15 protein-coding genes are annotated in these 13800 nt (G+C 44.2%); 14 read left to right on the forward strand and 1 reads right to left on the reverse strand.

Annotated features, from left to right (window positions below; all coding sequences use genetic code 11):
- Positions 1–193: 193 nt before the first annotated feature.
- The 7 genes from J7E78_RS11005 (at position 194) to J7E78_RS11035 (ending at position 4827) form a co-directional block, all read left to right on the forward strand.
- Positions 194–730 carry a GNAT family N-acetyltransferase gene (locus J7E78_RS11005; RefSeq protein ID WP_215076220.1) on the forward strand — a complete coding sequence of 179 codons (537 nt, stop codon included), beginning with the start codon at positions 194–196 and terminating at the stop codon, positions 728–730.
- 30 nt (positions 731–760) lie between these two features.
- Positions 761–1240 carry a DinB family protein gene (locus J7E78_RS11010; protein ID WP_215076221.1) on the forward strand — a complete coding sequence of 160 codons (480 nt, stop codon included), beginning with the start codon at positions 761–763 and terminating at the stop codon, positions 1238–1240.
- Between the two features lie 34 nt (positions 1241–1274).
- Entirely contained in the window at positions 1275–1748 is a 474-nt protein-coding gene (locus tag J7E78_RS11015; RefSeq protein ID WP_215076222.1) for a phosphotransferase, read from the forward strand.
- A 229-nt stretch (positions 1749–1977) separates the two neighbouring features.
- Positions 1978–2325 (forward strand): hypothetical protein, encoded by a 348-nt coding sequence (locus J7E78_RS11020; RefSeq protein ID WP_081746078.1) that lies wholly within the window; start codon positions 1978–1980, stop codon positions 2323–2325.
- A gap of 240 nt (positions 2326–2565) precedes the next feature.
- A complete protein-coding gene (locus J7E78_RS11025; protein ID WP_215076224.1) occupies positions 2566–3567 on the forward strand; it encodes an endo-1,4-beta-xylanase in 1002 nt (333 codons plus the stop codon).
- Positions 3568–3672: 105 nt separating this feature from the next.
- Entirely contained in the window at positions 3673–3843 is a 171-nt protein-coding gene (locus tag J7E78_RS11030) for a hypothetical protein (protein WP_215076226.1), read from the forward strand.
- A 165-nt stretch (positions 3844–4008) separates the two neighbouring features.
- Positions 4009–4827, forward strand: a complete 819-nt coding sequence (locus J7E78_RS11035; RefSeq protein ID WP_215076227.1) for a purine-nucleoside phosphorylase — start codon at positions 4009–4011, stop codon at positions 4825–4827.
- A gap of 118 nt (positions 4828–4945) precedes the next feature.
- Here J7E78_RS11035 and J7E78_RS11040 read toward each other — a convergent pair whose 3' ends face one another.
- On the reverse strand, positions 4946–6022 hold the full coding sequence (locus J7E78_RS11040) for a LacI family DNA-binding transcriptional regulator (RefSeq protein ID WP_215076229.1): 1077 nt from the start codon (positions 6020–6022) through the stop codon (positions 4946–4948).
- A gap of 540 nt (positions 6023–6562) precedes the next feature.
- On the opposite strand from J7E78_RS11040, the gene J7E78_RS11045 reads away from it, so the two are divergent.
- The 7 genes from J7E78_RS11045 (at position 6563) to J7E78_RS11075 (ending at position 13725) form a co-directional block, all read left to right on the forward strand.
- Positions 6563–7423: an ABC transporter permease gene (locus J7E78_RS11045; RefSeq protein ID WP_223200008.1), complete on the forward strand. Its 861-nt coding sequence runs from the start codon at positions 6563–6565 to the stop codon at positions 7421–7423.
- 16 nt (positions 7424–7439) lie between these two features.
- Positions 7440–8321 carry a carbohydrate ABC transporter permease gene (locus J7E78_RS11050; RefSeq protein ID WP_215076232.1) on the forward strand — a complete coding sequence of 294 codons (882 nt, stop codon included), beginning with the start codon at positions 7440–7442 and terminating at the stop codon, positions 8319–8321.
- Between the two features lie 55 nt (positions 8322–8376).
- Complete coding sequence (locus J7E78_RS11055) at positions 8377–9984, forward strand: ABC transporter substrate-binding protein (protein WP_215076501.1); 1608 nt, start codon at positions 8377–8379, stop codon at positions 9982–9984.
- Between the two features lie 25 nt (positions 9985–10009).
- Positions 10010–11482 (forward strand): glycoside hydrolase family 32 protein, encoded by a 1473-nt coding sequence (locus J7E78_RS11060; protein ID WP_215076234.1) that lies wholly within the window; start codon positions 10010–10012, stop codon positions 11480–11482.
- A 28-nt stretch (positions 11483–11510) separates the two neighbouring features.
- On the forward strand, positions 11511–12410 hold the full coding sequence (locus J7E78_RS11065) for an ROK family protein (protein WP_215076235.1): 900 nt from the start codon (positions 11511–11513) through the stop codon (positions 12408–12410).
- 250 nt (positions 12411–12660) lie between these two features.
- On the forward strand, positions 12661–13104 hold the full coding sequence (locus tag J7E78_RS11070) for a GNAT family N-acetyltransferase (protein WP_215076237.1): 444 nt from the start codon (positions 12661–12663) through the stop codon (positions 13102–13104).
- Between the two features lie 339 nt (positions 13105–13443).
- On the forward strand, positions 13444–13725 hold the full coding sequence (locus tag J7E78_RS11075; protein ID WP_215076238.1) for an acyl carrier protein: 282 nt from the start codon (positions 13444–13446) through the stop codon (positions 13723–13725).
- Positions 13726–13800: the final 75 nt, after the last annotated feature.

Consider the following 13800-nt stretch of genomic DNA (forward strand, 5'->3'; position numbering starts at 1 on the left):
GAGCTCGGTTTTTCACCAACACAAATTTACATAATTAGGATATTCAACAGGCGTGATAAAAAAGCAATTAACTAAATAAATTGAACTGAATAATTACACGAAACGGAGAGGACAGAAAAAACTGTCATCGGAGTGATAAGTGTAAATATTCAATAGTTTAACTTATATAGAATATAAAGATGGAGTGATTACGATGAAACAACTTCCAGTAGAATGGAAGTCAGACCGACTTATTATCTCAAATGTGGAAGAATCCGATATTCCTGAACTTGAGTCCATATATGAGACCAGTCGGTACTTGCATCAGTGGGATGGACAAGAGCATGATCGGAACTATGTGAAAGAATGTTTTAAAGAAGGCCACCTTCCGCCGGGAGGCAGGCTGGAGAATTATCGAATTCAATCTATTCGCACGAATGAAGATGACCGCTATGTTGGTTTGTTAAGTGTATACCATGGGTACCCCTTGGAGGATTCGATCTATCTCGAATTTCTATATATCCAGAGCGAGATCCAGAAGCAGGGATATGGACAAGAATTAATTCAGGCGTTGACTCGTCACTTTTCCGAACTTGGTTACAAGGAAATTCGAATCAACGTGGCACTCAAAAATTGGGCTGCATTACGCTTCTGGATTAAATCCGGATTCAATCAGATTAGCGGAATTTATGGTGATCTTCAACATTCGGAGGATACCTTTGCCAATATAGAATTGATCAAATCTCTCTGAAAAATATAGCCAATAATGGGGAATAGACTGATGAAAACCTTCTTTCGTTATAACTGGATGGTACGTGAGCAATGGTATGTATGGTGTGAAGATGTACCGCTTGAAGAATTGCTTCGGCCTCGCACGGGCGGAGTAGGCAACATATTACAAACATTATTTCATATCATTGATGTAGAGTGGAGCTGGCTGCAGTTGCTTCAGGGCAGACCGGATGATGCAGAAGATTTTGCAAACTACCAGAATCTTGAGGCGGTAAGGAGACTCGATCGCAAGTTACGTCCTGATGTGGAGGCATTTGTTACAGCCTGGGATTCGAGTATGGAAAAAAGAGCTTATATCGATCATCGCTCAGCTGGCAAGGCTAGTACATATTCATGGGGAGAAGTTATGCGACATGTGATCGCCCATGAGATTCACCATATGGGACAGCTCTCGGTATGGGCCAGAGGATTGGGCAAACAGCCAGTATCCGCCAATGTCATTGGCAAAGGCCTGATTATACCTGACTAACAGGGAGAGAGCGGCATGACATGGAAGGAGGGGAATGATGACGATTCAACTTAGCCAGATAAATTGGATAGAACTGGATGAACGTATTCAGCAGGTGATGGAACAGGAGTATCAGATCATTCCCTTGCCACCTGGACTGGAAGCTAGTGTAATGAGAATTGAAATGGGTGATCAGCAGTACGTATTGAAAGTCTGGGACAAGGATTCCAAACCGGATATCGCCAAACAATATCGATTATTGTCCAAGCTTCATCAAAGTGGAATTCGTGTTTCCAAACCCTATGGTTGGGGATTAGACGAGCAAGAGAATCAAGTGCTGTTAACGAGCTATGATGGAAAGCCGGTTAACCAATTAACACAAACCAAACTGACATATTTGGCTGAGCGATTAGTGGAGGTCCATCGTTATCCGGTGAATGAAGTGGGGACTGGAGAAGATGAAGAATACATATTCAGGTATGATTTTGTTCAATACTTTTTCCTCAAATTGAATTACATGACGATATAAATGATCTTCTGGCAAACTTGATCCAGCAGGTCTAATGGAAAGGGTTCACAGCATGACTGTCCATAATCCATATTTGCATGAGAATCTGCTGTAATCGTAATACGAGGATATACAATGACGACAGTATACGATTAACTCATAGTAAGGCAGCGTTTTTCAAATAAAATAAACAGCCAGTCCTAAACTAGCGATCCTCGCATACCTATGATAGTAGAGGAGCGTGATCGATATGGAGCAGAAAGTGCAAACTTACTTTGAACTGAAACAGCAGCAAAAAGATATTGAGCAGCAGTTGTCTGTACTACGAGATGAGATTGTCGCGTATTGTGCAGAACAAGGGGTCTATGAGACACAGGTTGGTGGTTACACCGTGAAAACAGTGCTTCAGAACCGGAAGGAATACGATGATCAGAAGCTGTATGCTTCTCTTCCAGACCCGGACATCTGGCGATTGTTATCCAAGGTAGACAGCCATAAGCTGAAAAGCTTGATCAAGCTGAACATTCTGTCCGAGGAGCAAATTAACCCGGCATGCACCGTGAAACAGGTGACCTTGTTACAGGTGGACAAGCTGTAACGTTTCATACCCTTTTCGTATATGAGTTGAATTAAACGGAACATCACGATGAAATAGCACCTTCCAAGGAATAGTTCTGTTGCGATGAGCAGTGGGACATAGGTGGAGGTGTTTTTGTTGTGCGAACGGGGAACCGGATCATAAATAGTTAAATATGAGGGGGAAGAAGTATAATTTGTTCATTGTAAGCGTATTCAACAAACGATATGATGGATAAAAATGGGCAGGGAGGAATTGTAAATGCCAACCGAAATTCCATCACTACATGCTGCGTACGCTAATACGTTCAAAATAGGTGCTGCTGTACATACCAGAATGTTGCAGTCCGAAGGGGATTTCATCGCCAAACACTTCAATAGTATCACGGCTGAAAATCAGATGAAATTCGAAGAAATTCACCCGGAAGAGGATCGTTATACTTTTGAGGCGGCGGATAAAATTGTTGATTTTGCCGTTGCCCAAGGGATTGGGGTTCGCGGACATACTTTGGTCTGGCATAATCAAACATCCAAATGGGTCTTTGAGGATTCCTCAGGTGCTCCCGCTTCCAGAGAGCTGTTATTATCTCGATTGAAGCAACATATTGATACGGTAGTAGGTCGGTATAAGGGGCAAATATATGCGTGGGATGTCGTCAATGAAGCTGTTGAAGATAAGACCGACCTGTTCATGCGGGACACGAAGTGGTTAGAGCTGGTGGGGGAAGATTATTTGCTGCAAGCGTTCAGTATGGCTCATGAAGCTGATCCAAATGCCCTTCTTTTCTATAATGACTACAATGAGACGGATCCGGTCAAACGGGAGAAGATCTACAATCTGGTTCGGTCTTTGCTGGACAAGGGAGCGCCTGTACATGGGATTGGGTTGCAGGGGCATTGGAATATTCATGGTCCTTCGATTGAGGAGATCCGAATGGCTATTGAGCGTTATGCTTCACTGGATGTACAGTTGCATGTTACGGAGCTGGATATGTCCGTGTTTCGTTATGAGGATCGTCGAACGGACCTCACCGCGCCAACTTCGGAGATGGCTGAGCTACAGGAGCGTCGATATGAGGAAATCTTTAATTTGTTCCGTGAGTATAAATCATCCATTACCTCTGTGACGTTCTGGGGAGTAGCGGACAATTATACATGGCTGGACCATTTCCCGGTTCGTGGGCGCAAAAATTGGCCTTTTGTATTTGATCAACAGTTGCAGCCTAAGGAATCATTTTGGCGCATCATTAACCCTATGTCCTGAACATCAGGGAAGTGGAGAGAATCGGTCACAATGTGGCCGATTTTTTGCTGTACTCAATATAGATTATACAGTACGGCAATCTCTTTCCTGAAATGAGATGAGAAGATGGATTGCATCCGAAACTATTTAATTACTTTTGCCGGAAATTTTGCATTTAGTTATTATATTTTTGAAGAGGGTACTTTTGCCAAACCGCTGATGTTTGCAACATTGATGCTGTTGCTGATCATGACAATCGATTACATGAAAAGTAGAAACAAATATACATTGGATTAGGACATGTCCATGTTTTTAAACGATTCTGGAGCATAGGGTCGTTTGTTTATTGTATATAGAAACGCTTCCATTTACATCAAGACCATTGTTCATTACACTTGATGAGTAGCACATCATTAACTCGGTTTTCGTTAACTCAATTCAGATCATCAGGAGGATATCATTATGCATCAATCCGCACATATTCAGAAAGCAAGAGATTACATATTAAACCGAATCCATACCAAACCTGCCGTAGGCATGATTCTGGGTTCGGGACTGGGAGCGCTCGCGGACGAGATTGAAAATGCGACCGTTATTCCGTATACAGATATTCCGTATTTCGCCCAATCGGAGGCTATCGGTCATGCCAATGAATTGGTTATTGGTGAACTGATGGGCAAAACGGTTGTAGCGATGAAAGGCCGTCTTCATTATTATGAAGGTTTCACATTGGACGAAGTGACTTTCCCCGTTCGGATCATGAAGGCGCTGGGTGTCGAGCAATTGCTTATCACCAATGCCTGCGGAGCCATCAACACAAGCTTTGAGCCGGGTCAACTGATGCTCATTACAGATCATATTAACCTGGTAGGCAATAACCCGTTGATGGGACCGAATAATGCTGAACTGGGTGTGCGCTTCCCAGACGTATCACAGGTATACAATCGCGAACTGCGCAGCATTGCCCTTAAGGTTGCAGAAGAGCAAAATGTTGGCCTGCAGCAAGGTGTCTATGCATGGTGGAGTGGCCCGGCATATGAGACACCAGCGGAGATTCGCATGATTCGTACGATGGGTGCGGATGCAGTGGGTATGTCCACGGTACCTGAAGCCATTGTTGCCATTCATGGTGGCATGAAGGTACTAGGTATTTCCTGTCTGACCAACATGGCCTGTGGTATTCTGGATCAGCCGTTAAGTCATGATGAAGTCATTGAAGTGGCTGCGCAAGTGAAAACAACCTTTATCGGACTTGTAAAAGGCATCTTGAAAGAGATCTAATCGCGAGATGATTTCTATTCTAGGCCGCGATGGATAGGATAGAGTTTTCATACAGCCAAATCGAAACCACAAAAAAACGTATGCTTCACGAGTTGTTACTCGTGAGACATACGTTTTTTTATTTTGCAGAACTATGAACCATCTGAGAATTAGCCGGCATGATTGCTGGTGTAGACTCCCTGATGATGGGTTTGGTCACAATATGTGAGACCTGATACGGTTGTGTCGGGCTATTAATCCGGGATAACAGCATCTCCGCAGCCTTGATGCCCATCTCATTGCTATAAATATGAACCGTCGTTAATGCTGGCTCAATAATTCGAGATTGGGGTGCATTATCGAATCCACATATCGCAATATCCTGTGGCACAGCGACATTTCTGTCTTTTAACGCCCTGATCAGATCAACTGCTATAAAGTCATTAGCGCATACGTAAGCGGAAGGTACGGAGGCCAGCTCTGCCACTCGCTGGTTCAACCATCCTGGCTTGGAGAAACACAGGCGATCATTATCTACGATGCAATGGGACAGGTCGACCTGCAACCCCGCCTCCAACATAGCACGCTGATATCCAACCCATCGTTCATTAAAGCTCTTGCAGTGATTGTAATCTCCGACGAATCCAATACTTGTGTAGCCGCTCTCAATTAATTTTGTGGTTAACTGATAGATGCTGTGTTCATTCTCCATGAGTAGCAGATCTGCTTGGAATTCGGGATAACATATGTTGGAAGCGCAATCGATAAAGATGGTGGGAATGCCCAGATCGGTAATCAGCTGTGTATATTCCAGATCAAATAATTCTATGCAAATAATGCCGTCTACTTTGGCTATATCAAAATTGTTGGGAAGTGTAAGTGTATCTTGATCGTCTTCACGCACGATATGAATCGAGAGATTGTATCCCTCCGCACTGATTCTTTTCTCCAAACCACTGATTAACAACGAACCAAAGTGAGATGTATTCGGCAGGTTTTCAGTTAACAGGGCAATATTGCCCGGAGCCTTGGTTAGAACATGCTCATTGTCCATATAGGCAAACTGTTTATATTTAAGTTCAATTGCTTTTTTAATTACACGATTTCGGGTCTCATCCGGGATGTTTCCGCTATCGTTTAATGCTTTGGAAGCTGTATTCCTGGAGATCCCCAAAGCATCAGCGATGTCTTGTATCGTGACTTTTTCCTTTGCCATCTAATGCTTCACCTCTAATCATCAATAGTCATCCATATTCTTCTCTAAGTCAAATGTATAATAGAACGGGACAAATAGCAATCTCTGTTTTACAAATGCACAATTGTATTTACATTTAGATAAGCGAATTCTATTTTCATAATTGTTCCAGAAGTTTCGTTGACTAGTGTAACAATGATGATCTATTACAGTAATGATATAGAAATATCTATGCTGGTATTAACGATTCAGTGCTGTATATATGCAAATTTAATCCTCTTTAGTTACATTAATGCAAAGGAAAAATGATCAAATGCACAAATGTTTTTTTACAAAACGTATTGACTTAATCCGTTGAAACCTGATAAATTGTAAATTATTAAATAGGCAATTGTAAATATTGAAAGCCCTTACTGAAAACAATTGTCAACTTCTAGAATGAACGGGGGTATCGTGTTGGATAACATAGCCGACAGCAAAAAGGGCGAAGGAAGGGTACTGAAGGTGAGGGCGACAAGTGGTCATAGGTTGCAGCAGCTCAAAAAAAATTACTTTTTATATATGTTGCTTGCACCAGCCTTAATTTTGACTCTTATCTTCAAGTACATTCCGATGTACGGAGCCATCATTGCGTTTAAGGATTTCAGTCCGATCAAAGGCATCATGGGCAGTGATTGGGTAGGACTGAAGCATTTCGAGAAATTTATAGCTTCACCCAATTTCGATATCATTTTAATGAATACGCTTAAACTCAGCTTTTTGGGATTGATATTCAGTTTCCCGGTGCCCATTTTACTGGCACTCATGCTTAATCAGGTACGCAAAGCTGGCATCAAGAAAAATATTCAATTGTTTCTGTACGCACCCAATTTTATCTCGGTTGTCGTCGTTGTGGGTATGCTGTTCATCTTCCTCTCACCGACAGGGCCGATTAATCAATTAGCCACATGGATTACAGGTCAGCCAATCATGTTTATGTCTGAACCGGAATATTTCCGCTGGATCTACATTTTGTCCGATATCTGGACCGGAGCCGGTTGGGCTTCCATCATATACGTCGCGGCTCTGGCCAATGTTGATCCGGAGCTTCACAATGCGGCTAATCTGGATGGAGCCAATCTCCTTCAGCGTATTCGCCACATTGACCTTCCAACGATTCGTCCAATTATGGCCATCGTCTTTATCCTTGCAGCTGGCGGGATTATGTCCATTGGATTTGAGAAGGCCTATCTGATGCAGACGTCCATGAACCTGCCATCCTCCGAGATTATTGCCACGTATGTCTACAAGGTGGGGTTACAGTCTGGAGATTACGCTTATTCTGCGGCAGTGGGATTGTTCAACTCGGTTATCAATGTGATTTTGCTGGTGACGGTGAATCTGATTGTGAAGAAATTGAATGAAGGCGAAGGCCTCTATTAGGAAAGGAGTATTATCCATGGTTGTTAAACACACGGGAATGGATCGATTGATCCTCACACTCAATGCCATCTTTCTCACCTGTGCTGTACTGGTTGTGGTTGTTCCCCTGATTTATATTGTTATCGCCTCATTCATGGACCCCACTGTGCTACTGAATCGTGGACTGTCCTTTAATGTATCGGACTGGAGTCTGGACGGATATCAGATGATTTTGTCCAATCCAGCCATGATCCGGGGGTTTGCAAATGCGGTATTGTACTCGGTTTCCTTTGCACTGATCACCGTGACCGTATCCATATTTGCAGGTTATGCATTGTCGGATGAAAGGCTCGCGGGACGTGGATTTTTCATGATTATCTTTATCATTACAATGTTCTTCGGCGGGGGATTAATCCCTACTTATCTACTCATACGTAATCTCGGCATGCTCGATACGGTGTGGGCGATCATCATCCCTGGAGCCGTTAACGTCTGGAACATCATTCTCTCCAGAACCTTTTTCAAAGGAGTCCCTCGAGAACTGAAAGAAGCTGCAAACGTGGATGGCGCCTCTGAGATGAAGATATTCTTCCAGATCGTCATACCGTTGTCGAAACCGATCATTTTTGTACTTGCACTCTATGCGTTCGTTGGGCAATGGAATTCCTATTTTGATGCAATGATCTATCTCGATAATCCGAACCTGCATCCGTTACAGCTCGTTCTGCGTTCTATTCTGATTCAGAACCAGGCTGCACCGGGCATGATCAGTGATCAGCTAGCAATGGCAGAACTGAAACGGCTCTCCGAGATGATTAAATACTCAGCAATTGTCATTTCGAGTCTGCCACTCATCATCATGTACCCGTTCTTCCAGAAGTATTTTGAAAAAGGTGTCATGGTCGGTTCCCTCAAATAGTGAACAGCCTGCGATACAGTAAGTTGATCCAATCCAACTCATGGAGGTCATTATGATGAAAAAAGTGAACAAGTCCAGAAAAGCCGTTACAACGGCGTCCATTTCCATGTTATCTGCAATGCTCTTTCTAACCGCCTGTGGCGGGGGTGGAGGCGGCGCGGCAAGTGAGGCGCAATCACCTGATGGCAAGGTGACATTGAATTTTATAACACAGAGCTCTCCGCTGGCTCCCGCTGATCCGAACGACAAGCTGATTAACAAGCGACTCGAAGAGAAAACCAATGTGCATATCAACTGGAAGAACTATACGAGTGATGTGTTTGCGGAGAAAAGAAATCTGGCGGTCGCCAGCGGTGATTTGCCGGATGCCATATTTGATGCAGGTTACGGGGATTATGATCTCCTGAAACTGGCGAAGGATGGGGCGATCATTCCACTTGAGGACATGATTGAACAATACATGCCCAATCTGCAAAAGGTGCTGGAGGAAGCTCCCGAATACAAGAGCATGATCACGGCTCCAGATGGACATATCTATTCATTCCCATGGATTGAAGAACTCGGAAGTGGCAAACAACGCATTCAGGCAGTAGATAACTTGCCCTGGATTAATGTGGAATGGCTGAACAAGCTTGGACTGAAGATGCCGACGACAACCGAAGAATTGAAAGAAGTGCTGATCGCGTTTAAAACCCAAGATCCAAACGGCAACGGCAAGGCTGACGAAATTCCGTTATCTTTCATTAACAAACCGGGCGGAGAAGATCTGACATTTCTCTTTGCGGCATTTGGACTCGGAGAGAACTGGGATCATACCGTGGTAACCAATGATGGGAAAGTGGTCTTCACGGCAGCTGATGAAGGCTACAAGGAAGCGGTTAAATACATTCATGAGCTGGTTAAGGAAGGCCTCGTGGATGTCGAATCGTACCAACAGGATTGGAACACGTACCTAGCGAAAGGCAAGGATAACAAGTACGGGATGTACTTCACATGGGATAAGGCTAACATTACAGGCATGAATGATACGTATGATGTTCTGCCTCCGGTTGCCGGGCCTAACGGAGAGGTCAATGTCACAAGAACAAACGGGATTGGGCTTGATCGTGGTCGCATGGTCATTACCAGCAGCAATAAAAACCTGGAATCCACAGCGAAGTGGGTAGACCAACTGTACGATCCGCTCCAATCTGTGCAGAACAACTGGGGTACCTATGGAGACGAGAGTCAGCAAAATATTTTTGAATTCGATGAAGCCAAAGGGATGCTGAAGCATCTTCCACTGGAAGGATCTGCACCTGTGGAACTCAGACAAAAAACCAGTATCGCAGGACCATTGGCCATTCTCGACAGTTATTATGACAAATACACAACCAAACCGGAAGATGCAGCTTGGCGGATGGAGCTTCTCGACAAGGTTATGGTTCCGCATATGAAAGCGGAGAACGTATATCCAAGTGTGTTCTTCTCCATTGATGAACTGGATCGATTGTCCACGATTGAGACCGATCTCTTCGCCTACGTGTTACGTCTGCGTACAGAATGGTATCAGAACGGGAAAGTAGATCAGGAATGGGATGCTTATTTGAAAGAGCTGGATCGCCTTGGATTGCAAGAATGGCTACAGATCAAACAAGCAGGATATGACCGTAACAACAAATAAAGAAAAGTACGGAGGAGAAACCATAATGTCGACTATTCTTAAACAAGATTACAGAAATGAATACCATTTTTCACCGAAAGAGAAGTGGATGAACGACCCAAACGGCATGGTGTTTTTCAATGGGGAGTATCACTTGTTCTATCAGTATCATCCGTTTGGTACTACATGGGGGCCTATGCATTGGGGTCACGCGGTAACCCGAGATCTCGTCACTTGGGAGGAACTTCCTGTAGCTCTGGCACCGGATGAACATGGCATGATCTTCTCCGGCAGTGCGGTAGTGGACTGGAACAATACTTCCGGATTTTTCGAAGATGAGCCGGGGTTGGTAGCCATTTTTACACATCATCTGGAAGTACCAAATGAGCATCCTGTACAGCGTCAGAGTCTGGCGTATAGCAAAGACAACGGCAGAACCTGGACTAAATACGAGGGTAATCCGGTATTAACGCATGAGTCCTTTGTCGATTTCCGTGATCCAAAAGTGTTCTGGCATGAGCAGACCAAGGAATGGATTATGATTATCGCTTGTGGTCAAACGGTATGTCTGTACCGATCTCCCAATCTGAAGGATTGGACGCTAGGAAGTGAATTTGGCGAAGGGATCGGTTCACACGATGGCGTGTGGGAATGCCCGGACCTTTTCCCTCTTGCAGTGGATGGAGATTCAGGGCAGGTGAAATGGGTGATGCTTGTTAGCATCGGTGCAGATCCTGCATTCATAGAAGGGTCCAGAACGCAATATTTTACCGGGGATTTTGATGGAAGTACATTTGTCCCAGATGAGGCATCCTATACGATTCGCTGGATTGATCATGGCCGGGATAACTACGCGGGAGTTAGTTGGTCTGACATTCCGGCTGAAGACGGCAGACGCCTGTTTATGGGGTGGATGAGCAACTGGATGTATGCCAATCAGACGCCAACCAATGATTATCGTGGAGCAATGACCATTGCGCGTGAGCTGTCACTGGAGACAAGAGCCGGAGAAGTAATACTGATTCAACGTCCTGCGCGTGAACTTGAGCAAGCCCGTACGCCAGTATTGTCCCTACAGGATGCTTCGATTCAGCAAGTGAGTGAGCAGTTGAACGCTTTGCAACTTGTGAATTATGAGATCCATGCAGAGTGGGCTTCGGATCAGTCGTTTCATTTTGCCTTAAGAAGTGGAGCAGATAACGAAACGCTCGTTGGCGTAGACGCCAACCGAGGGGAAGTGTATATCGATCGTAGTGGATCGGGTATCGGCGATTTTCATGAACATTTCCTGAGCCGCCAAGTAGCTGAGTTAAAAGATGTAAATGCGAATCAAAGTTTGCGTATCTTTGTAGATCATTCATCTGTGGAGGTATTTGCAAATGATGGTCAGGCGGTTATTACGGATCTGATCTATCCGGATGTGGATTGCCAGGGCATCTCTGTTCATGCCGACAATACGGATCTGGTCTTCTCTTCACTTCATATCTATGAGATATCACCAACCAAGGCTAAAGGTTAATTGTAATGAAGGAAAGGAGCCCAGAACGATGCGTATTGGAGCCATAGAAGCGGGCGGAACGAAGTTTGTATGTGGTGTAGGTAATGAGCATGGACAGATTGAAGATCGGATCAGCTTTCCAACAGAACAGCCGGAGACAACTCTTGCCAAGGTGATCGACTATTTCAGGGATAAAAATGTGGAAGCCATGGGGATCGGCTCCTTTGGTCCGATTGATCTGCAACCGGATAGTCCCACCTATGGTTATATAACGACCACACCTAAGCCTGGGTGGGGAAACTGTAATGTGGTTGGAACCTTGAAGCATGAATTTCCGGTTCCTTTTGGATGGGATACGGATGTGAATGCTGCCGCGCTCGGTGAAGTGACGTGGGGATCGGCGCAAGGACTGGATAACTGTGTATATTACACGATTGGCACAGGCGTTGGTGTCGGACTTGTGGCAGGGGGCCAACGAGTACACGGATTGTTACATCCCGAGGGTGGACATATTCGCACAAGACGCCATCCAGACGATCACTTTGCCGGATTATGCCCGTATCATGGCGATTGCCTGGAGGGAATGGCAGCAGGTCCAGCCATTGAAGCTCGCTGGCAGATTCCTGGCAGTGAACTGCCGGCAGATCATCCGGCGTGGGAGATCGAATCCTTTTACATTGCGGAGTCGATTACAACGGCCATCTTGCTTCATTCGCCGCAGAAAATCATCTTGGGTGGTGGTGTGATGCAGCAAGATCATCTGTTTCCTATGATCCGGGAGCAGGTTGTACGGAATCTCAATGGTTATGTGAATGCAACCCCAATTACACATCAAATCGACCAATATATTGTCCAGCCCGGATTGGGCCAGCATGCAGGCTTGTGTGGTGCGCTAGCATTGGGTCTGGAAGCATTGCAACATGCAGCACAAGCTTCACATGTTTCATAGTTTTCTAAAATAATCTACAATCTACATCCCAGAAGGGATGGCTGCGGGTTCGCTTATTTGTATAAGCAAGACTGCACCGTCCTTTTTGGGCTTTTTTATTTTTTGAGGAGTTCAATAGGTTTGAAAAATATAGTACGTTCTAAAATCCGATGTTGCTCAAGTGAGCTGCCAAAGGTATGATTTTTAGTGTTCTATCGTGCGATATGACATTCAAAAATTAACGTGTCTCCACTGGAAAGGAATTCAACAAATGAACCCAATAACAATGCGTCAAGCTGTACAGGCAGACCAAGAGCAACTCGCTGATTTGCGAGCCTTGGTACTGTACGATGATCTAACCAGGCTGGGAAGGTACGATGATGTGAAGGTACGTGAACGTTTCCGGAATACATTCGACCCTGCCCAGACACAGATTATTGAACTTGAAGGATCAATGGTGGGTTGTGTAGCATTGAAGCCCAAGTCTGAGGCATATCTATTGGAACATTTCTACATCTATCCCGATTATCAAGGCCAGAGAATAGGAACTCAGGTACTGAACATGCTGCTGGAACAGGATGAAGTTCAGGGGAAAAGGGTTATTTTAAATGTTTTGCAGGGAAGCCCTGCTCGGCGATTGTATGAACGATTTGGATTTATATTGGACTGTGAAGATGAGGTCGATGTGTTTATGTCGGTCCAATTGCCACTTTGATCATATACATAATCCAAACGGGGTTGAATGCTTCATCAATTGAGGGCGCATCAAAGCACCTTTGAGAGAATGAATCCTTGTCGCAAGATAGGGATATCATCTTGAAGGGGGAAACCCATTAAATATTTGTGAATACATGGCAATAGTGATTGCTTGACTCAGGAAGATTATGATAGTATCGAAGTCAGAGAATATATGGAATATTTACAAAATGCAGGACTTTTTTGTTCCGATTCCTATACTCTTAAGCAAACGTTCAAACAGATTATGATCACAGAAATGGTGCTACAAAAATGGATTTTCTAAGATTACATGTCTCACATGGAGGAGGAATCTTTTTTGCAAGAATATCCTGTGGCTTATGATCAGTTTGATATACACTTCTATCAGGTAGTGGAAATGTTTTCTGAACACAAGCTGGATGTAAGTGCGTTAGAGGAGGATTTAAGAGTTCTTGGATTAAACTCCATTTCATTTATCAAACTGATCATTGCCTTGGAGAACGAGTTCAATATTGAGATGGACGATGAGTATCTTGAATTGGAGAACTTCACAACATTGCAACATCTGAAAGACAGTTTGCGTAAATGCATCAATTATGAGATTCCCAATGAGTCATAAAGGGAAAATGATGAAACAAGCTCATATCAGACAATCACAGCATCGAGTTCCGTTTATTGGACTTATAACCTTAAA

This window comes from Paenibacillus polymyxa (assembly GCF_018614975.1).
Classification (GTDB): Bacteria; Bacillota; Bacilli; order Paenibacillales; family Paenibacillaceae; genus Paenibacillus; species Paenibacillus polymyxa_E.